General features: G+C 60.6%; 18 protein-coding genes. 8 read left to right on the top strand and 10 right to left on the bottom strand.

The window, feature by feature from the left end; translation table 11 throughout:
- The first annotated feature begins 203 nt into the window (after positions 1 to 203).
- Positions 204 to 1,280, top strand: coding sequence for a 3-deoxy-7-phosphoheptulonate synthase (locus tag U5A08_RS10545; RefSeq protein WP_321851445.1), 1,077 nt, complete (start codon positions 204 to 206; stop codon positions 1,278 to 1,280).
- Positions 1,281 to 1,452: 172 nt separating this feature from the next.
- Positions 1,453 to 2,271: a 2,5-didehydrogluconate reductase DkgB gene (dkgB, locus tag U5A08_RS10540; protein WP_253394691.1), complete on the top strand. Its 819-nt coding sequence runs from the start codon at positions 1,453 to 1,455 to the stop codon at positions 2,269 to 2,271.
- On the opposite strand, the gene U5A08_RS10535 is transcribed toward dkgB, so the two are convergent.
- The 8 genes from U5A08_RS10535 to U5A08_RS10500 all read right to left on the bottom strand — a co-directional run bounded on the left by U5A08_RS10535 (position 2,268) and on the right by U5A08_RS10500 (position 12,948).
- Entirely contained in the window at positions 2,268 to 2,690 is a 423-nt protein-coding gene (locus tag U5A08_RS10535; protein WP_253394690.1) for an ANTAR domain-containing protein, read from the bottom strand. The genes dkgB and U5A08_RS10535 overlap by 4 nt on opposite strands.
- Positions 2,691 to 2,823: 133 nt before the next feature.
- Positions 2,824 to 6,441, bottom strand: coding sequence for a transporter substrate-binding domain-containing protein (locus tag U5A08_RS10530; RefSeq protein WP_253394689.1), 3,618 nt, complete (start codon positions 6,439 to 6,441; stop codon positions 2,824 to 2,826).
- 1 nt (position 6,442) lies between these two features.
- Positions 6,443 to 7,069, bottom strand: a complete 627-nt coding sequence (locus tag U5A08_RS10525; protein ID WP_253394688.1) for a response regulator transcription factor — start codon at positions 7,067 to 7,069, stop codon at positions 6,443 to 6,445.
- Between the two features lie 300 nt (positions 7,070 to 7,369).
- On the bottom strand, positions 7,370 to 8,086 hold the full coding sequence (locus U5A08_RS10520) for an MgtC/SapB family protein (protein WP_253394687.1): 717 nt from the start codon (positions 8,084 to 8,086) through the stop codon (positions 7,370 to 7,372).
- A gap of 84 nt (positions 8,087 to 8,170) precedes the next feature.
- Complete coding sequence (gene mgtA, locus U5A08_RS10515) at positions 8,171 to 10,876, bottom strand: magnesium-translocating P-type ATPase (RefSeq protein ID WP_253394686.1); 2,706 nt, start codon at positions 10,874 to 10,876, stop codon at positions 8,171 to 8,173.
- Between the two features lie 582 nt (positions 10,877 to 11,458).
- Positions 11,459 to 12,058, bottom strand: a complete 600-nt coding sequence (locus U5A08_RS10510; protein WP_253394685.1) for a GNAT family N-acetyltransferase — start codon at positions 12,056 to 12,058, stop codon at positions 11,459 to 11,461.
- A gap of 12 nt (positions 12,059 to 12,070) precedes the next feature.
- Positions 12,071 to 12,415 (bottom strand): FKBP-type peptidyl-prolyl cis-trans isomerase, encoded by a 345-nt coding sequence (locus U5A08_RS10505; RefSeq protein WP_247398250.1) that lies wholly within the window; start codon positions 12,413 to 12,415, stop codon positions 12,071 to 12,073.
- Between the two features lie 281 nt (positions 12,416 to 12,696).
- The gene (locus U5A08_RS10500) at positions 12,697 to 12,948 is read right to left on the bottom strand and encodes a hypothetical protein (RefSeq protein ID WP_253394684.1); all 252 of its coding nucleotides are present in this window, start codon (positions 12,946 to 12,948) and stop codon (positions 12,697 to 12,699) included.
- A gap of 313 nt (positions 12,949 to 13,261) precedes the next feature.
- Between U5A08_RS10500 and U5A08_RS10495 the strand changes: the two genes are divergently transcribed.
- Entirely contained in the window at positions 13,262 to 14,149 is an 888-nt protein-coding gene (locus tag U5A08_RS10495; protein ID WP_253394683.1) for a nitrilase family protein, read from the top strand.
- A gap of 12 nt (positions 14,150 to 14,161) precedes the next feature.
- Here U5A08_RS10495 and U5A08_RS10490 read toward each other — a convergent pair whose 3' ends face one another.
- A complete protein-coding gene (locus tag U5A08_RS10490) occupies positions 14,162 to 14,782 on the bottom strand; it encodes a transglycosylase SLT domain-containing protein (RefSeq protein ID WP_247398239.1) in 621 nt (206 codons plus the stop codon).
- Positions 14,783 to 14,949: 167 nt separating this feature from the next.
- Between U5A08_RS10490 and U5A08_RS10485 the strand changes: the two genes are divergently transcribed.
- Complete coding sequence (locus U5A08_RS10485) at positions 14,950 to 16,446, top strand: PAS domain S-box protein (protein WP_321851442.1); 1,497 nt, start codon at positions 14,950 to 14,952, stop codon at positions 16,444 to 16,446.
- 130 nt (positions 16,447 to 16,576) lie between these two features.
- Positions 16,577 to 16,849, top strand: coding sequence for a DUF1652 domain-containing protein (locus tag U5A08_RS10480; protein ID WP_253394679.1), 273 nt, complete (start codon positions 16,577 to 16,579; stop codon positions 16,847 to 16,849).
- On the opposite strand, the gene U5A08_RS10475 is transcribed toward U5A08_RS10480, so the two are convergent.
- Positions 16,812 to 18,005 (bottom strand): MFS transporter, encoded by a 1,194-nt coding sequence (locus U5A08_RS10475; RefSeq protein ID WP_253394678.1) that lies wholly within the window; start codon positions 18,003 to 18,005, stop codon positions 16,812 to 16,814. The genes U5A08_RS10480 and U5A08_RS10475 overlap by 38 nt on opposite strands.
- 133 nt (positions 18,006 to 18,138) lie before the next feature.
- Between U5A08_RS10475 and U5A08_RS10470 the strand changes: the two genes are divergently transcribed.
- Genes U5A08_RS10470 through U5A08_RS10460 form a run of 3 tightly spaced genes read left to right on the top strand, consistent with a single transcriptional unit; the run spans position 18,139 to position 21,170 of the window.
- On the top strand, positions 18,139 to 18,696 hold the full coding sequence (locus tag U5A08_RS10470) for a helix-turn-helix domain-containing protein (protein ID WP_321851440.1): 558 nt from the start codon (positions 18,139 to 18,141) through the stop codon (positions 18,694 to 18,696).
- Between the two features lie 11 nt (positions 18,697 to 18,707).
- Positions 18,708 to 20,054 carry a glutamine synthetase family protein gene (locus U5A08_RS10465; protein ID WP_253394673.1) on the top strand — a complete coding sequence of 449 codons (1,347 nt, stop codon included), beginning with the start codon at positions 18,708 to 18,710 and terminating at the stop codon, positions 20,052 to 20,054.
- A gap of 18 nt (positions 20,055 to 20,072) precedes the next feature.
- Entirely contained in the window at positions 20,073 to 21,170 is a 1,098-nt protein-coding gene (locus U5A08_RS10460) for a DNA alkylation repair protein (protein WP_253394671.1), read from the top strand.
- Positions 21,171 to 21,228: the final 58 nt, after the last annotated feature.

The following is a 21,228-nucleotide window of genomic DNA, read 5'->3' as shown; positions in this document are numbered from 1 at the left end:
ACATGAACTACGCCACCTATTACCGCTACGACACCAGCACCGCATGGCGATTTAGCAAGCTCCGCTCGGGACAGCCTGCCGCCTCCGATCGGTCACCTATCGGTGGCAAGCCAGCACACGTAGCCACTACGGCCAATTGTCGAACACCCCAGTAGGGCAGAGCGCGCGGGAATCGCCCGCCGCTTGCCCAGGAAGCCTTGAAGATGAACTCCTCCGTCGCCGCTCTGCCCGTTTCTGCCCTGACCAGCGCCAATGAAGCACTGACCCTGCGCTTGCCCAGCGCCCTTGAGCTCAAGCACCAGTTGCCACTCAGCCCATTCCTCAATGAACAAATCCACGCCCATCGCCAAGCCGTGCGCGCCATCCTCAATGGCGAAGATTCACGTTTGCTGGTGATCGTTGGCCCGTGTTCGATCCACGACCCGGAATCGGCCATGGAGTACGCACGCAACCTGAAGAAGCTGGCGTTGGAAGTCAGCGACCAGATGCTGCTGGTAATCCGCGCCTACGTCGAAAAACCGCGTACCACCATCGGCTGGAAAGGTCTGGCCTACGACCCGCACCTGGATGGCAGCGATGACATGGCGGCTGGCCTGCGCCTGTCCCGCGAACTGATGCGCGAAATGCTGCGCCTGGGCCTGCCGGTCGCCACCGAGTTGCTGCAACCCATGGCCGCCGGTTACTTCGACGACCTGCTCAGTTGGGTCGCCATCGGTGCGCGCACCACCGAGTCGCAGATCCACCGCGAAATGGCCAGCGGCCTGGGCATGCCCGTCGGCTTCAAGAACGGCACCGACGGCGGTGTCGCCATTGCCTGCGATGCGATGCGCTCGGCGTCCCACCCGCACCGGCACTTCGGCCTCGACAGCCAGGGCCACCCGGCGGTCATCCAGACCCCGGGCAACCCCGACACGCACCTGGTGCTGCGCGGCGGTCACCGTGGGCCGAACTACGATGCGCAGAGCGTGGCCCAGGTGAAACAAGACCTGGCCAAGTCCAAGGTAGCCGCGCGGATCATGGTCGATTGCAGCCACGCCAACAGCGGCAAAGACCCACTGCGTCAGCCGGCAGTGTTCAATGAAGTGCTGGAACAACGCCTGCAGGGCGACACTTCGCTGATCGGCATGATGCTCGAAAGTCACGTGTTCGAAGGCTGCCAGCCATTAGGCCCGGCGATGAAATACGGTGTGTCGGTGACCGACGGTTGCCTGGGCTGGGACAGCACCGAGCAGTTGTTGCGCAGTGCAGCCGAGCGCTTGCGCGAACACACCATCGGCTGAGCAATGGACGCTGGCTTGCCCGCAACGCGCGGACAAGCCAGGCGGCCGCAACGATCAGCCGTCTGGCCATTCGTGACTTGCGGTAAAGAGTCCTTTTCGGATTGGACGGTTTTTCCGAAGGAACGACGGGCGGATACTCGACGCTATTGTTCACCCCCCTCAGGAGTTACTGATGTCTATCCCCACGCACAACGTCCCGGCCTTCGGCCTCGGCACCTTCCGCCTGCAAGGCCAGGTGGTGATCGACTCCGTGAGCAACGGCCTGGAACTGGGCTACCGCGTCATCGACACCGCACAGATCTACGACAATGAAGCCGACGTCGGCCAAGCGATCGCCGCCAGCGGTGTGCCGCGTGACGAGCTGTTTATCACCAGCAAGATCTGGATCGCCAATTTCGCCGAAGGCCAACTGATACCAAGCCTCAGGGAAAGCCTGCGCAAGCTCAGGACCGACTACCTGGACCTGACTCTGATCCACTGGCCATCGCCGGAAGACCAGGTGCCCGTCGCCGTATTCATGGACCAGTTGTTGGAAGCCAAGCGCCTGGGCCTGACCCGTCAGATCGGCGTTTCCAACTTCACTGTCGATCTGATGCAGCAGGCGATTGCTGCGGTAGGCGCGGACAACATCGCCACCAACCAGATCGAGCTGCACCCCTACCTGCAAAACCAGAAGGTGGTGGATTTCGTCACCGACCATGGCATCCAGATCACCTCGTACATGACCCTGGCCTACGGCGAGGTGCTGAAAGACCCGGTAATTCAACAGATCGCCGAACGCCATCAAGCCACCCCGGCGCAAGTGGCTCTCGCCTGGGCCATGCAATTGGGCTACGCGGTAATCCCATCGTCCACCCGACGCGCCAACCTGGAAAGCAACCTCAAGGCCCTGCATCTGACCTTGAGCGCTGCCGACATGGCGCAAATTGCCGGGCTGGAACGGGGCCAGCGCCTGACCAGCCCCCAAGGTATCGCGCCGAAGTGGGACTAAACCCCAGCCACCGGCATGCGCGATAACTCCCGCAGCCATGGCAATACCCGCAGGCCAGTAGTGGCCTCGGGTGGGTCGATGATGTCCATGAAGTGTTCAAGATTGACGTTATCCGGTACCCCGGGCAAACGGACCAGTACCTGCGGTGTCGAGCCTACGGGTACGTCCAAGTCCAGGTGATCATAGACCAGCACGTGGCGCACCTGGGCCTGCGGCCCACCGGTATGGGCCACCAACCCTGCATTGACGATCAGCACGTCAAAGGGTTCAGCCGGAATCGCCGTGAGGATCTGAACCTCCTCAAAAGTTTGCACCGGCACAATCCGGTGATACCCCAAACGGTTGAGCATTTTTTCGATATACAGCCGTTGCAGGTGCTGTTCATCGGCAATCAGGATGGTCAGTGCTTTGTTCGGCATGGCAAACCCCTGGCAGGCAGTGCTCGTTGAGTGAGAGCGGCCCATTTTCCAGACATATCCCGCAGACAAAATCAGGCATGTTCCCCCTTCGTGTAGGAGTTGTCCCAAATTCACCGAATGACATCTCCCTGCGTCAAGGCTGATTGCAATAAACGCTCAGGCTGTGATGCAAATCATTGATCGCCTGGTCGACGCCCTCAACCGCCCCACCCAGCGCCTGGAGGTCGTGCCGTTCACACACGGCCTCCAAGGTTTCGCAACAGGTGATCAGCACGTGCGCCTTGACCATCCGCGCACCGCCTTTGGCGCGGTGTGCCAGATCATGCAACTTGGCGAAGTCGGCCTGGCGTCGCAACGACGGCAATAGCCTGTGATCGGCTTCCAGACTGTCGAGCAGCGGCATCAACAATTCGTTGAGCGCGGCGCGATCGTCCCCTGTCAGGATGATCAGCGTCCCCAGATCAAACGCCGGTTCGGCTTGCGGCTCGCATGGGCTTGCCATGCGCGGGACCAGGGCCGATCGCAAATCTTCGAGCCCGGTGGGCTTGAACAGGCACCCGTCCATGCCTGCCTGGCGGCAGCGCTCGGCTTCTTCGGGTTGGGCATTGGCGGTAAACCCTAGCAGCAGACACGGCACCAGGCCTCGCTCGCGCTCTTGTGTACGAATATCCCGGGCCAATGTGTAACCGTCCTTCAGGGGCATATTGCAGTCGGTTATCACCCCATCGAAGTGCCCGGCCTGCCACAACGCCAGCCCCTGAACACCGTCCTCCGCCGTGGTGATGCGATGCCCCAGGAAGCTCAATTGCCGGGCCAGCAGCAAACGGTTGGCCAGGTAGTCATCCACTACCAGGATACTCAACGCGCGCGTCGGCGGGCCGTGCGGGACAGGCGCCGAAGCCGGCGCCGGCATCGCGGCCGCCAGGGTCAGCGCCACGCTCACGTCCACTCGGGTGCCCTGCCCCAGCACACTGCTCAGGTGCAACTGACCACCCATCATCTCGCATAAACTGCGGCTGATCACCAGCCCCAGTCCTGAACCGCTGCGTGCCGACTGTTCAGCGTTGCTGCCCTGGATAAACGGGTTGAACAGCCGCTGCTGATCCTGAGCACTGATTCCCATACCCGTGTCTTGCACCCACAACCTGAGCAGCAGTCGATCCTCCGAAACGTCCCCCTGGGCGCCCAGTTGCACCTGGCCTTTGCTGGTGAACTTGATGGCATTGCTGAGCAGGTTCGAGACCACCTGCTTGAAGCGCAGCGGATCGATCAGCACCGGGCGATCAAGCGCCGGATCGAGTGTCACGCGCAGCGCCAACCCCTTGGCTCGCGCGAGTCCTTCAAATACCCGCACCACCGAAGCCAGCAACTCATGCAGGTTGGCCGGCTCCTGGGCCAGGGACAGATGCCCGGATTCGATCCGTGCGATATCCAGAATATCGCCGATCAATTCCAGCATGCCCCGCGATGCCACCGACGCCACCTCCAGCGCATCGCGATCCGCCCGACCTTGCTCGGCGCTTTTGAGCGCCAACTCGATCATGCCGATCACCGCGTTCATCGGTGTCCGGATCTCGTGGCTCATAGTGGCCAGGAACGTCGTCTTGGCGCGGTTGGCGGCGTCGGCATCGTCCTTGGCTTCCTGCAACTGGCCCAGCAAGCGGTGGCGCTCACTCACATCCACCCAGCCGGCAATCATGCCCACGACCTTCTCGTCGCCGTCGCGGTACGGCAGCATCCAATGGTAAATCGTGAGGACTTCGCCGCCCGGCACCCTGAGGATCCGGTCATGAATCTGCGGCTCGCCCCGCGCCATCAACTTCAGGTAGTCGTCATGGTACGACTGGGCTTGCGGCGGGTTACCAGTGTCGGTTTCCACCACGGTCTTGCCGATCACGTCTTCGAGCTTGAAACCGAATACGTCGAGGTAGGCATTGTTGCAGGCCATCAACCGCCCCTGGCGATCGCGCACGTAAATCGGGTGAGGCGTGCCGTCGATCAACACGCTCATAAAGCGCATCTGATCGCTCAACGCGCGCTCGGCCTGGGCGCGCTTGCGAATCAGGCTGCGCAGGTAAAAGGCCCAGCACAGGGTAATCAACAACAGCACCGCAGCGAGACTGAAGCCCTGGATGATTGCGTTGCGATGGCGCAGCCAGTAGCTGTCTTCAATGATGATCTCGCTGCGCCAGTGATTGGTCAGCTCATCCAGCTCTTCAGGCGTGATACTCAACAACGCCTTGTCGAGGATCGAATACAACTCCAACTGGCTACGGTTGACGCCAAACGTGATCCGCGCCGGCTCCGTGCCGACGGTGCTGGTCATACGCAAGCGGTCACGGTAGTGACGCGCGATCATATAGCGCGCACTGATGAGCGAAATCACGGTCGCATCGGCCCCACCATTGGCCACCAGTTCCATGGCCGCCTCAGGGTTCGCGCTGTCGACAAACTCGATGCTGGGATAATCCCGCGCGATTTGCTCACCCAGGCTGTTGCTGCGAATGAACGCCAGGCGTTTTCCGGGCAAGTCTTCCAGGGTCACCAGCCGCTCGTCTTCGGCGCGAACCACCAACACATACGGGTTGGACAGGTAAGGCCGGGTGAAGCGCAGCTTCTCGGTTCGCTCGACGCTGGGGGTAATCACCGCCAACATGTCCGCCTGGCCAGCGTTGACCTCGTCAATTTGTCGAGGCAGCGAACTGCCCTTCACCACATCGAACTTCAGGCCCGTGCGCAAGCTGATCCGCGACAGCACCTCGGAGCTCAACCCTTCGAATTGCCCTCGCTCATTGAAAAACGACAACGGCACGAACTTGTCGAGCACCGCCACTTTCACACGCGGGTGTTTCTCCAGCCAGCGCTGCTCACTGTCACTCAGGCGCAGCCGTTCCGCTTCCATGTAACCGCTGCCGCCAGCACTCCAGCGGCGCAGAATATCCATCTGCTGGTTGACCGGCACGGTGGCCAACGCGGTGTTGACGATGTTGCGCAGGCGAACATTATCCTTGGTGAACGCGAACCCGAAAGGGTTGACCTCCAGGCCGGAAAAATCTGCCACGCGCACATTATTGAGGTGGTTCTTGTTGATCAGGTACCGGGTGCTGATGGCATCCCCCAGGTAGACATCGGCCCGACCGAACGCCACCGCACCGATGGCTTCGAAGGTCGAGGCAAATAGCTGCAACTGCGCGTGGGGGTAGAACTGCTGCACGGCATCGGGCTGCATGTAGTGATACAGCATGGCCACACGCTTACCGGCCAAGTCTGCGCTCAGGGCCTGGGTGTCGCCGATACGGGTGACCAGGGTGGGTTGATCGTTGGCGTATGAACGCGACAGCACCAACTGCGGGTCCGCGGCTTCATAGCCGTTGGCCGAGCCAACGAAATCCACCGCGCCTTGCTTGAGCGCTTCAATCACTTCATCGCGGGTTTGGTAGCGCCGCACTTCGACGGTGACATTCAACGCCTGCGCCACCAGCGCCGCATAATCGGCGGTAATGCCTTCAAGCTCGTCGTTGTTGTTGCTCAGGTCGAATGGCGCATAATCCGGCGCCGACACCCCCATCACCAACGTGCGCCGCTCACGTAGCCAGCGCCAGTCGGTTTCATCCAGCATCAGGCTGGCGTTTTCGAGCTGAGAGTGCCCCAACAAGCGCAGTGCGTGTGACTCATCGACGGCCACTGCGATCATGGGCAACAGGCCCATCAACAAGATCGCGGCGAACCGCTTAAACGCAGTGGCGGTCATTTCAGATCAGATGATTGCGCTGGGCAAACTTGGATAAGTGCACCACCGACGACATGCGTAACTTCTCCTTGAGCCGAGTCTTGTAGGTGCTGATGGTCTTGTGGCTCAGCAACATGTCCTCGGCGATTTCCTTGTTGCTCAGGCCCAGGGCCAGCTTCTGCAGCACCGTCAACTCGCGATCCGAGAGGGCTTCCACCAACTCGCACTCAGTCGTTTGCAAATCATCGCGGCGCACCGAACTGGTGGGCAGGCTGGGAAAGCAGCTGTAGTTGGACATCACGGCCTTGATTGCTTTTTGCAGTTCGTCCAGCTCACCGGTCTTGGCGACAAACCCCATGGCGCCCGCCCGCATGCAACGGGTAGAAAAAAACACCGCCAAATAGGATGTAAGCACCAGGATCTTGCATGGAAGACCCAAGGCCTTGATCCGACTGATGACCTCCAGGCCACCCAACTTGGGCATCGCCAGGTCGAGAATCACCAGGTCCGGGCGCCCTTCCCTGGCCTTCTGCACGGCATCCGCACCATTACCGGCTTCATCGATTTCAGTAAAACCTTCCTGTTTCAACAGAAATTTGACAGTGGCACGGATAAACGGGTGGTCATCCACTATTAACGCTTTGCTCATAAAAACCCCTGACAGGACAAAGTACGCTGACACATCACACGGAACCCAGCCACCTGTGAGAATTGACAGTTCCGACAAACGGTACTGCCCCTCAGCTCGCCAGAAGGCGGGTGCCTGGTCCCTTCCTTTGAAAACCACCACGAACACTTGAAGCCATATCATTGCTGCTGGAAAGCCGCAGCGATCAACCTTAGCAATGGAGTGACGTTTCATACGAAGGGATAATCCTGGCTGCGTGTAGGACCTTTCCTCACAAGAGCATAGCCAACCCTTGGCAGGTCCAGGCTTGGCTAGGGTCGATCAATCGGTGGTACTTGGGCTCCAGAAAGCCTGCACCACCAGACTCGAGGTGGAAATACGCGCCACCAGGGCGTCCAGCTCGTCACCGTCCACCGAGGTGGCGACCAGGGTGGCTTCGATCTCCACTTCTTCACTGCCAAACGATCGCACATCGACATCACTGGCCGGGTAGTTGCTACGCGCCAGCTCGGCTTCCAGCAACACCATGACCGCCTGTTGCTGGCTGCGCTGTGCAATCACATAGAGGATGTTGGTCACCTCCGCCGACACCACATCCAGCGGCTGGCGGTTGATGTTATTGACGATCGGCCGCAGCAACGTGTTCGCCGCCAGCACAAACAGCGTGCCCAGCAGCGCTTCGAGGATCAGGTCGGCACCGGCACAGGCGCCCACCGCCGCCGAGGCCCAGAGGGTGGCGGCGGTGTTGAGCCCGCGCACATTGCCCTCTTCGCGCATGATCACACCGGCCCCCAGAAAGCCGATGCCCGACACCACATACGCGACCACCCGCACCGCGCCTTCCGCGCCGCCCAGGCGGTTGGCCATGTCGACGAAAATCGCCGCGCCCACTGCGACCAGCACGTTGGTGCGCAAGCCCGCCGTGCGCTGGCGGTACTGGCGCTCGAAGCCGATCAAGCCACCGAGGATAAACGCCGCGGTAAGGCTGACCACGGTATCGATCAGGGAGTTGAGGTTGATGTTGTTGATTGCCTGCATAAAAAACTCCATGAATGCTGCGGCAAATTGAAACCACCCCTGGACCCGCAGGGAACCGGGTCCAGGAGCGTTTGATAGCGCGTGTTATTGCCAGCCAAACTTGCGGATGTAGTAACCCTTCACCGCCTGGGTCAACGCCATGTACGCCAACAGAATCACCGGCAGGAACACAAAGTACAGCGACGGCAGCGCCTGCAGTTTGAAGTAGTGCGCCAGCGGCCCCATCGGCAGGAAAATCCCCACGGCCATGATCACCCCCGTCATCACCATCAACGGCATCGCCGCACGGCTTTGCAGGAATGGGATTTTCGGGGTGCGGATCATGTGCACGATCAGCGTCTGGGTCAGCAGCCCCACCACGAACCAGCCCGACTGGAACAGGGTCTGGTGGTCCGGCGTGTTGGCATCGAACACATACCACATGAGTGCGAACGTGGTGATGTCGAAGATCGAACTGATCGGCCCGAAAAACAGCATGAAACGGCCCACGTCCCCCGGTTGCCAGCGTTGCGGCTTGGCGAGCATTTCTTCATCGACGTGATCGAATGGAATCGCGATCTGCGAAATGTCGTACAACAGGTTTTGCACCAGCAGGTGCATGGGCAGCATCGGCAGGAACGGAATGAACGCACTGGCGACCAACACCGAAAACACGTTGCCGAAGTTGGAGCTGGCGGTCATCTTGATGTACTTGAGCATGTTGGCGAAGGTGCGCCGGCCTTCGAGCACGCCCTCCTCCAGGATCATCAGGCTCTTTTCCAACAGGATGATGTCAGCCGCTTCCTTGGCGATGTCCACCGCACTGTCCACTGAAATACCGATATCGGCAGTGCGCAGCGCGGGTGCGTCGTTGATCCCGTCGCCCATGAAGCCCACCACATGGCCGTTGGCCTTGAGCAAGCGCACGATGCGCTCCTTGTGCGACGGCGTCAGCCTGGCGAACACGTTGGTGGTTTCCACGGCCTTGGCCAACTCGGCGTCGGTCATGTCCTCGATGTCGTTGCCCATCAGCAGACCTTGCTGCTCCAGGCCCACTTCGCGGCAGATCTTGGCGGTGACCAGTTCGTTATCGCCCGTCAGCACTTTGACGGTCACGCCGTGGGCTTTCAGAGCCTTGAGGGCAGGCGCGGTGCTTTCCTTCGGTGGATCGAGGAAGGCGACGTAACCGATCAGCGTCAGGTTGTTTTCATCTGCCAGGCTGTAGGTATCGCGCCCGTCGGACATCGGCTGCGCGGCGACCGCGACCACCCGCAAGCCTTCTTCGTTGAAGGCCGCGGTCACTTGGCGGATGCGCGCCAGCAACTCATCGGTCAGCGCTTCATTGGTGTCGCCGTGGCGCACCCGGCCGCACACCGACAAAATCTCCTCCACCGCGCCTTTACAGATCAACAGGTGCGGCTGGCCTTGCTCGGCCACCACCACCGACATCCGGCGACGGTTGAAGTCGAACGGAATCTCATCGACCTTCTGGAACGCGGTGGCGACTTTCAGCTCGCGATGCACCTCCACATGCTCCAGCACCGCCACGTCCAGCAGGTTTTTCAGGCCGGTCTGGTAGTAACTGTTGAGGTAGGCCATTTCCAGCACGTCGTCGGATTCTTCGCCCCACACGTCCACATGGCGCGCCAGGAAAATCTTGTCCTGGGTCAGCGTGCCGGTCTTGTCCGTACACAGCACGTCCATGGCACCGAAGTTCTGGATCGCGTCCAGGCGCTTGACGATGACCTTCTTGCGCGACAGAAACACCGCGCCCTTGGCCAACGTCGAGGTGACGATCATCGGCAACATTTCCGGGGTCAGGCCCACGGCAATCGACAGCGCGAACAGCAGCGCTTCGGTCCAGTCGCCCTTGGTGAAACCGTTGATGAACAGCACCAGCGGTGCCATCACGAACATGAAGCGGATCAGCAGCCAGCTGACTTTGTTGACGCCCTGCTGGAACGAGGTGGTTGCACGGTCAGTGGCGGTGACACGCTGGGCCAACGCGCCGAAATAGGTGCTGTTGCCGGTGGTCAGGATCACCGCCGTCGCCGCGCCGGACACCACGTTGGTGCCCATGAACAGGATGTTTTCCAGGTCCAGCGGGTTGCGCGTCTTGGCGTCCTGCTGCTGGGCGAACTTCTCCACCGGCATCGATTCGCCGGTCATTGCCGCCTGGCTGACGAACAGGTCCTTGGCGTTGAGCACGCGGCAGTCGGCGGGGATCATGTCGCCGGCCGACAGCACGACCAGGTCGCCCGGCACCAGTTGCTTGATCGGCAGTTCGATGGGTTTGCCTACCTCGCGACGCAACACCGTCGCGGTGTTGCTTACCATGGCCTTGAGCGCATCGGCAGCCTTGTTCGACTTGGCCTCCTGCCAGAACCGCAGCAGGGTCGACAGCACCACCATGGAAAAAATCACCGTGGCGGCCTTCATGTCTTCGGTCAGCCAGGAGATTACCGCCAGCAAGGTCAGCAGCAGGTTGAAGGGGTTTTTGTAGCAGTGCCACACATGCACCCACCAGGGCAGCGGCTGCTCATGCTCGACTTCGTTGAGGCCGTATTGCTCCCGCAGCGCGTCGGCTTCCTGGGCGTTCAAGCCTTCGGCATGACTGCCCAGGGTGCCCAGCAGTTGCTCCGCGCTACTGTTGGCGGCGACCACCAGGGTCTGTGCCAGAGTCGGCGGGACTTCGCGGCTGACGCTGGCGTCGGTGACGCTGTCGAGCAGTGCCAGGCGACGGAAATGCCGGGCGATATGCCGGGTCCGTAGGAAGCCGGCGAAGAACTCTTTCAACAGAGTGAAGTTCATGGTGTTACTCCTGCGCGAGGAAACCGTCGTGCAGGTACGGCCAGCTAAACCGCGCCCGATTAAGAAGGCACAGCCAGCCGGGCCCGCCTGCCGCAAAAAGGCAGGCGCGTCCGTAGCAGCCTGAGGTGAGTCAGGTGCTGGTCAGCGTCGATGAGAGGGGATCAAGACAGGCGCCAGAACTGGTCGCCGCCGGGATGCCGCTTCTCGCTGTTTGGCGAGACAACGGCATCGGAACAATGCGCGTTACCTTGCCAAGTCTGTGCCGGTTACCGAAACCGGCCGACAACTGTCACTTGAACAAGTACCCACTGAGGGTCTCCGCTATTGATGAAAACGCGCGAAGCTTACGCCCCGACTACAGGAGAGTAAACCGCAGGAAAGTACCTACATCATGAATAGGAGAATTCTTCAGGATGGGTTCAGGAACCCCTATCTTGAAGCCCTCCGACGCTTAAATGTGGGAGGGAGCTTGCTCCCGATGGCGATGGTGCAGCTAGAGATAAGCTAACTGCCCCACCGCCATCGGGAGCAAGTCGAGTCGTCGCACCGCCCCTCCCACAGGTTGAATGTGTCTATCCGCAGCTAAGGTGCAACAGGTCGATCTCGCGGCACCCGTATCAGGTAATCATCCACCTGCCCACCCACCAGCGCCTTGACCTGAATCGACACCGTATTCAGCTGTCGCCCCATCCTGATCCCCTCGCGAATACGCACCGGCACATACCCCAGTTTCGGCCAGAAGCGCTCGGCCTTGCGATTACCGACCACCACCGTCAGGCGCAGCCACTCGGCACCCTGCGTGACGGCCCATGCTTCGAGGTCGGCGTGCAACCGTTGCGCCAGCCCGCTGCCATGCAGGCGCGTATCCACCAGCAGTAAGCCGATATGCCACACCCCGCTCGCGAGCATATCCGCCGCGATATTCACCACGGCCACCAGTTGCTGTTCGCTGTCGCGATAGCCCAGCCAATACATCCGGCGGCAACTCCAGCCGGCCGGCAACTGGCCCTGTAATTCGTCCCGAGCTTCGGTCGACGTGGCCGGTTCGCCATTCACCGCCAGGAAGTAACTCGGCGACCGCTCAAAAAAATCCTGCAGCTCGGCTTCATCAGCGTCCAGCAGCTCAACCACCGCGACGCCCTCGATGGAACAGCCAGGTAACGCGTGCAAATCAACGTCCATGTTCAGCCGCCCTCAATCATCGCGCGTCAGCACTTCCAGCAATTCAATTTCAAAGCGCAAAGGGCTGTTGGGCTTGATATGCGCGCCCATCGAGCGCTCGCCATACGCCAGGTGCGCCGGCACGAACAATGTGCGCACGCCGCCAACTTGCATGCCCATTAACCCCAGATCCCAGCCCTTGATCACCCGACCCGTTCCAATCACACACTGAAACGGCTTGCCCCGCTCCCAAGACGAATCGAACACCGTGCCGTCTTCCAGGGTGCCGGTGTATTGGGTGGTGATCAACGCACCCTTGACCACGGCCTTGCCGGTGCCGGGGCGGATGTCGGTGATCTGGAGTTGTTCGTCGCTCATGGGGGGCTCTCGTTGACTGCGCAAAGGCTGGGTTTTCCCAGAATCAGCGGGGTTTGGCAAGTGTAGGAAGCGTCAGATCAATGACATTTCTCTTTAACCTGCGGGGCGTTTCCGCCGGCTGGGCAGCACCTCGCGCACAGGCGCTATTTCGAGATCGCACTCGGTGAATATAATCGGGGGGGCGGTGAATTGATCACTGGAGTGCATGCAGCCGCGCTGCACCGGCGGCACGCGTTGTGATGAGGGATGATTGCCTCACCACAACAAAAGCAATCACCGCCTCAAAGCTCAAGGCCGGACAGTAAGGTTTTGTCGCGAGAGAGCAGACCTAGTGTCTGCAACACGTCATTGACGGCGCCGACAACGCCCACATTTTTAGGCTGGGGCTTCCCATCGACAACATCCTTCAACGCTGTCAAAAACTCCACCCGGCCCGAATCGACCTTATCGGACTTGCTGTCCTTGGGTGAGATACGGCCCTGGACAGTATTAATCTCTTTATCAAGGTAAGCGCTAAATTCAGACTTTTTCATTGCCAGTTTCCTTCTTCAACAATCCGTGAGGGCACACGCAGCAGCTTAAGAAGCTCACTGCATCTTGCCTACTGTCAGAGTTCACAGGTCTGTACCAGTTGCCGGGTGTCGTTCTCACAACCAATGCCAGTGCGTGTCGATCCAATTTCGCAGGGACCGAAAGACCTGACCTCTCTCCACGAATAGGGGCAGCGAACTATCAAGAGCCCACTGACACCTCAACCGGAAGCGCCCGATTTTCTCTCGCCCGTCAGATCACCTCTTATGGAGCGCCAGCCACTCCGGCGGTATCCACCCAAAGAGGTCACCCGCAATGAACCAAACCACAAGCCCTGTACGTGTTTCTGTCGTGCAATTCGATCCCCAGGTCGGCGTGGACCACCGTGCCGCAAACCTGCGAGGCAGCCTGGAGCTGGCAGCCGAGGCGGCGAACGGCGGCGCCAATCTGATCGTGCTGCCGGAGCTTTCCAACTGCGGTTACTTCTTTTCCTGTCGCAAAGATGCCTTCGATCACGCCGAAGCAGTGCCGGGCGGGTCGAGTATGCGGGCATGGATCGACTTTGCCCGCAGGTACCAGGTCTATCTGGTGGCGGGCCTGAGCGAAATCGACGGCATGCAATTATTCAATACGGCGGTGCTGCTCGGCCCGGATGGTTTTATCGGCAAGTACCGCAAGGCCCATTTATGGAACCTCGAGAAGCTGTGGTTCACCCCTGGAAACACCGGCTTTCCAGTCTTTGAGACACCCATCGGGCGGATCGGCATGCTGATCTGCTGGGACATCTGGTTCCCCGAAGTGCCGCGCATTCTGAGCCAGCAAGGTGCCGATATCATTTGCAGCCTGAACAACTGGGTTTGGACGCCGCCCCCATTGTTCGACGACGCCGGCAAGTGCATGGCGTCTTACCTGACGATGACGGCTGCGCACGTCAATAACGTGTTTATCGCCGCCGCCAGCCGAATCGGCGAAGAACGCGATGCCCGTTACCTGGGGTGTTCGTTGATTGCCGGGACCAATGGGTGGCCGATCGGCAAGGTGGCGTCGGCCAATCGTCAGGAGATTCTGTTCGCCGATATCGACCTGAGCAGCGCGCGCAGTGCGCCCATCTGGAACAGCCTCAATGATCTGCAAAGGGATCGGCGGGTTGACCTGTACGATCAGATGCTGGGCTACATGCAGCATCGTGCATTACCGCGTTGAGCACGACTGGCCTCACAACCAATGCCAAAACCGGCTCCAAAACCCGCGCCCCAAGTCATTCTTGCAACCCGCATATTGCTGCGCATACAACTGCGAGCGGGCCTGCACCTTGCTGGCCACGGGCGGTAGCCAGGCTTTGCCGGCGTAGGTGCGCTGGCGATAGCCGCCCCAGCCTTCGTGGTAATTCAGGTATTGGCCGTAGGCGTCGTACTTGTACACACCGTTGAGGGTGTAGGTCTTGTCCATGTACCAACCGACGAAGTCGATGGCGTCGTCGAAGTCCTGGCGACTGGCCCCGCTGCGGCCGGTGCTTTTGCGGTAGTCGTTCCACACTTCATCCTTGGCCTGGGCGTAGCCGGCGGCGGTGGAGACGCGGCCCCAGGGGATGATCCACAACAGGTAGTTGCGCGGGGCCTTGGCGTCCTGCCGGAAGGCCGACTCCTGGTACATGATGGCGAACGGCAACTGGATCGGCACACCCCAGCGCTTTTGGGTGACTTGGGCGGCGTCGTACCAGTCCGCCTTTTCGCGAAAGATGCCGCAGAGGTCGTTGGGCGTGCGTGGCGGCGAGGTGCCGCAGGCCGCCAGTAGAGAAGTGAGTATTAACAATCCGACGGCTTTGCCTGCGCTCAAGATGCACCTTTGCGGGATACGCTAAAAAGGCCGGCATCTTACGCCTTCAATGCGGCCGGTGGAAAAACAGCCTCGCCAACGTGTGCCAGGTCGCACGGCACAATTGCTCTGCACTATCCCAAAGCCCGGGTGTCGTAACTCCCATGCGCCCATTCCCCGGAGAAACCATGAGCCAGGACGTCCTCGCCAAAGAAACCAATCGCCGCCAATTGCAGCAAATCATCTCCGGGTTGTCCGACGGAGTGATCTTGGCCGAGCTCGACCAGACCATCCTCTGGGCCAACGAAGCCGCGCTGAGCATGCACGGGGTCAGCGCGGTCGAGCACCTGGGCGCGAACAATCAGGCGTATGCCGAGCGGTTCGCCTTGCGCTATCGCAATAACCACGCGCTGTTGCTGGACAGCTACCCCCTCAGCCGTTTGGCGGCCGGCGAAGCGTTCAGCGACGTGGTCGTGGAAGTCACGTCCACCGGCGACAGCGAGCGCAGTTGGGTCCATCGCCTACGCAGCCTGGTGCTGACCGATTCACGCGGTGAACCGGAGTTGCTGGTGTTGATCCTCAGCGACGCCACCGAATGGGCGAGCGCCGAGCAGCGCTTCGAGAAGACGTTCAACGCCAACCCCGCCCCCGCCGTGATCTGCCGCCTCAGCGACCTGCGCTACATCAAGGTCAACCAGGGCTTTCTGGAGATGACCGGCTTCAACCGCGACCAGGTGATCGGCCGTTCGGTGTACGAACTCGACGTACTGGAACACGCCGAGCGCAAGGACTTGGCCATCCAGCGCCTGGCCGAAGGTGCAACCATCCCGCAGATGCAGGCCGAATTGAGATTGCCCGAGGGCGGCAGCAAGTTGGTGATCGTGGCCGGCCAGCCGTTGGACATGAACGAGGAAGACTGCATGTTGTTTTCCTTCACCGACCTGGAGCCTCGGCGCAAGGCGGAAATCGCCCTGCGCCAGAGTGAGGAGCGCTTCGCCAAGTCGTTCCGCCTTTCGCCCGTGCCGACCCTGGTGTGCAGCGCCGCCAACCAGCAAGTACTGGATATCAACGAAGCCTTCATGAACATGACCGGCTACACCAGCGAAGAGCTGATCGGCAAAGCCATCGAAGACATCAACTTCATCGACAGCGCCCAGGCCTGCGCGCAGTTGTTCGCCACCCTGGAAAAAGCCGGCAACCTCGACGGGCTGGATCTGAAGGTGCGCAAGAAAGGCGATGAGGTGATCGACTGCGTGGTGTCCGCCGATACCGTAAGCATCCAGGATGTGCCCTGCTACCTGCTGGTATTGATGAACATCACCGAACGCAAACGCTCGGAACTGGAGCTGGTGGCGGCCATCGAGGAAGTGATGCAGGACGCCTCCTGGTTCAGCCAGACCCTGATCGAAAAACTGGCCAACGCCAAAAGCGTCAACCGCCCCAACGTGCCGGGCATTGCCTTCACCGACCTCACCGCGCGCGAGCGCGATGTACTGGGTTTGATTTGCGAAGGCCTGGCCGACAAAGAGATCGCCTCGCGCCTGAAGCTGGCACCCAACACGGTGCGCAACCATGTGGCCACGGTGTATTCAAAACTGGGGGTGCATAGCCGTAGCGCGGCGATCGTCTGGGCCCGTGAACGCGGGCTGTTCGCCGGTGAATTGCGCCTTAAAAACAAACGTTGAACGTGCAAATGCACTAGTGCCGCTAGTGCGAATTCGCCTTATTGCGCGTGGGCGTAATGCTTAACCTTCCGGAGGTGGACACAGGGTTTAGAGGCTGTGTCGTCCTACTCGACACCCGGAAGGAATTAGCATGTTTACCCTGTCTCAACTGCGAAATTGCATCGAAGAAGGCCTGTCGCCGCTGACCTGCGAATTCACCCTGTGCCGCGACGCCTCGCTGACCCTCAAAGTCTTCGACGCCGAAACCGGCCGCGTCGACTTGGTAGTGACCGGGATCAGCACCAAACGGCTGCAGACCCCGCAAGAAGTGGACAAGATGGTCGAAGAATTACGCTACGAGCTGCAGAGCAACCACCTGGGCAAACTCACCCTGGATGACTTGCCTTCAGCCTCGCACCCATGAAATAGAACACCCCACCGCCGATGATAAACGCCCCCAGCATGTAGAACATGAACGGAGCCGGCTGACTGGCCAACACCAGCCCGCACAGCACCGGCCCCAGCGCGGCGCCGAGGTTGGACAGGTTCTGCGCCCCGTAATACATGCCACGCAGGTGGTCCGGGGCAATGCGGTCGATAAACATATACTCGGCCGGGAACACGACGATTTCCCCCACGGTGAACACCGCCATCGCCAGCACCCACCACAGCACGCTGGTGGACAGCGCAAAGCCGATCAACCCCAGCATGAACATGCTCAAGCCGAAGATCAGCCACTGGCTCAAGTAACGGTGCGAGATGCGGCGGCCAATCACGTATTGCAGGGCAATCACCAACACGGCGTTGGTCGTAAGTACGGCGCTGATGACCTTGTAGGTGTATTCAGCAGTGGTGGTGGTCACCAGGTATTGCGACAGATACGCCGTGAACTGGCCGAACACCACCGCGCTAAGCAAGCCACCAACGGTGAAGCACACCAGCCGCCGATCCTTTAACAACACGCGGCCGACGGCCAGGAACGACACCGGCTTTTGCGTGGTATCGACAGTCGCCAGCGCACGATCGCCCCAGCGCCAGTACACCAGGAAAAACCCCGCCCCCAACAGCGCCGAGAGCATAAACGGCAAGCTGATATCCAGCTTGGCCACCATCGCGCCAAAGAACGGCCCCAGCGCATAGCCGATATTGGTCAGGGTGTACTTGATCGAAAACACTTCACTGCGCGCGTCTTCCGGCAGGAGGCTGGCAAAGCCGGCTTTGATCGCAATATCGATGACCGCGTAAGCCAGGTTGATCAGGATCAGGCAGCCATAGAACGCCCAGATATTCTGCGCGAGCACCGTGCCGATAAAGCCCACCATAAACAGCGCACTCAAGCCCAGCAGCAACCGATAGCTGCTGATGCGATCGACGAGAAACCCGCCGTACACGCTGAGCAACGAGCCGACGATCAGCGAACTGCCGATCACCAGGCCGACTTGGGTGATGTCCAGGGCAAAGTGACGGGTGAGGTAGATAACCAGGTATGGAAAGGTGATCGCCTTGGCCAGCGTCAGCATCAACGTGGCCGACAGCAACAGGTTCACGGTGCGGGGGTAGTGTCTTAGGGTGGCAAGCATCCTGCTCTCATTCCATGAAGGTAACGCGACCATTGCAGCCGGTTACCTTACCTCAGGAACCTGAAAAAAAGCAGGCGTTGCCATCGTGAAAATATTCATGTAGTTTTTCATGAAATTTAACGAAATAAATTTCATGAACCAACAAGAAGAACTCGAAGCCCTCGCGATCCTGATCCACGACCTGCGCAAGTACAAGAAACTCACCCTCGCGCAATTGGCGCAAAAGATCGAGCGCTCGGTGGGTTTCCTGTCTCAGGTCGAGCGTGGCCTGTCACGCCCGACCGTGGCGGACCTGACCGCCATCAGTCACGCCCTTGACGTACCCACCACCTATTTCTACAGCCTGAGCAAGCCCAAGGCCATCAACTGGGTGACGCGCCCCAACGAGCGGCGCACGGTGTATTACGCCAATGGCATCACCGACATCCTGGTCTCCCCCAACATGAACGGTGCGTTTTCGATGCTCGACAGCCTGCTGGCCCCCGGCGCCAACAGCGGTGAGCAGACCATGAGCGACCGCGCCGAACAGGCCGGGTTTGTGCTGGAGGGCGAGCTGACGCTGTGGGTGGAAGGGGAAGCCGATTCGGTCACCCTGCGCCAGGGCGACAGCTTCCACCTGGCCAGTTTCGCCCGCTGCCGCTACGCCAACCTGACCGAACTGCCCGCCCGCGTGCTGTGGGTTTACAACTAGGAGCTACACCCGTGAAAAGCCATTCCTCCACGCTGCTGGCCGAAGTACGGAGCTTTCGCCAGAACCACCCCGACGTGCGTTACGTTGACCTGATCGCCCTGGACATCCCCGGGCATTTCTACGGCAAGCGCTACCCAGTGGAGATGCTGGAAAAAGTCGCCGCCGGCGGCCCGTTGAAGCTGCCGCAGAACGCCGTGCTGCTGGGGGTTCAGGGCGGGCTGTTCAAGATCGGCGATTACTGTTTCAACGACGGCGACCCCGATGCCAACCGCCGCCTGGTGCCCGGCACACTCATGCCGGTGAGCTGGGAATCGCAGCCACTGGGCCAGATGCTGATCACCTCGGACGGCACCGAAGCGCCTATCGAATTCGAACCGCGAGAAGTATTGGCCAAAGTCCTGGAACGCCTGCACCACAAGGGCATTCATCCGGTGGTGGCCTTCGAACTGGAGTTTTACCTGTTCGACAAGAAGCTCGACAACGGCCTGCCGCAATTCGCCCGCGACCCGTTGAGTGAAGACGCCGACGACCAGCCCAACCTGCATATCGAGCGACTGTCGCGCTTCAGCGAGGTGCTCGACGATATGGCACAAACCGCCAAGGACCAAGGCATCGACATCACGGTGATCACCGCCGAACTCGGCCCCGGCCAGTTCGAGATCAACTTCGGCCACTTGGACGATGGCCTGCGCGCCGCCGACTGGGCCGCCCTGTTCTGCCGCAGCACCCGTGGCGTTGCGCTCAAGCACGGCTACCGCGCCAGCTTCATGGCCAAGCCCTACCTGCAATTCCCCGGCAGCGGCATGCATGTGCATGTCAGCCTGTACGACGGCGCCGGCAACAACTTGCTCGCCGCCCATCAACAGCAGCCCCTGCGCCATGCCGTGGCCGGTTGCCTGGAGCTGCTGCCGCACTGCATGCCGATCTTCTCGCCGAACCACAACGCCTTCCGCCGCCTGGGGGGTACGGTCAACGCCGCCACCCGTGCGAGCTGGGGCTTTGAAGACCGCGATGCGTGCGTGCGCATCCCGGAATCCGACCCGCGCAACCTGCGCATCGAACACCGCCTGGCCAGCGCCGATGCCAACCCCTATCTGGTGTTGGCGGCGATTCTGGCGGGGTTGGAGCACGGGCTTGAAGCCCAGCGCGAACCCATCGCCCCACTGAATGATGACCGCAACAGCGGCACCGACTTCCCCCTGGAAATGCTCGAAGCCGTGCGCGCCATGCAACATCAAGCGGTATTGCGCGATAAGCTGGGCGCAGAATTTGTCGACGTGTACTGCGAGAACAAACGCCAGGACCACTTGGCGTTTCAACAGGAGATCAACACGCGGGAATACCGCTGGTTTCTCTAACCCCCCCTGGAATCACCGATGACCGACCAAAGCGCCCCGGCCCTCAAGGAAATCTTCAACCTCGAACGCCTGCAACACATTGCCACCGAGATGACGGCGGTGTACCCGGCGTTCGACGCCACGGGGTTTCTCAAGCACGCCAAGGCCGGGCTGGCCGAGTTGTCGGTGATGCAGCGCATGGCGCGGGTCAGCGACAGCCTGCATGCGGTGATCCCGCTGGATTACCCGCAGACCCTCAAGCTGCTCTATGCGCTCGCACCGCGCTTGAACAGCGGGTTTGTCAGCCTGTTCCTGCCACACTACGTGGCAAGTCATGGCCGGGATGACTTCAAGCGTTCCATGGCTGCGCTCAAATACTTCACGACCTTTGGTTCCTCCGAATTCGCGATCCGGCACTTCTTGCTGCACGACTTCGAGCGCACCCTGGCGGTGATGCAAGAGTGGGCGCTGGATGACAACGAACACGTGCGCCGTCTCGCCAGCGAAGGCTCACGACCGCGACTGCCGTGGTCATTTCGCCTGGCCGACGTGCAGGCCAACCCCGAGCTATGCGCGTCGATCCTCGACAGCCTCAAGGCCGACAGCAGCCTCTATGTGCGCAAGTCCGTGGCCAACCACCTCAACGACATCACCAAGGACCACCCCGATTGGGTGCTCAGCCGGATCGAAGGCTGGTCGCTGGATAACCCGCACACTGCGTGGATCGCCCGCCATGCGCTGCGCAGCCTGATCAAGCAAGGCAACACCCGCGCGCTGACGATCATCGGCGCAGGAGCCAAGGCCGAGGTCAAGATTCATCACCTGCGCGTCACCCCGGCGGTGATCAAACTGGGGGAGCGGATCAACCTGACCTTCAGCCTCGAATCCACCGCCGCTGCGCCACAGAAACTGGTGGTGGACTACGCCATCGACTATGTAAAAAGCGCCGGCCACAGCGCGGCCAAAGTGTTCAAGCTCAAGGCCTTTACCCTTGGCGCAGGCGAGCACCAGCGCATCAGCCGCGAACAACATATCCGTGAACTGACCACGCGCAAACACTACCCCGGCAAGCACGCGGTGCATGTGCTGGTAAACGGCGAACGGCTGGGCAGTGCGGAATTCGAACTGCGCGATTGACTCAGTTCAAGCAACACCACAGATCCAATGTGGGAGGGGGCTTGCCCCGATAGCGGTG

Source organism: Pseudomonas paraveronii, from assembly GCF_963681955.1.
Classification (GTDB): Bacteria; Pseudomonadota; Gammaproteobacteria; order Pseudomonadales; family Pseudomonadaceae; genus Aquipseudomonas; species Aquipseudomonas paraveronii.
This window is presented reverse-complemented; position numbering and strand designations above follow the sequence as displayed.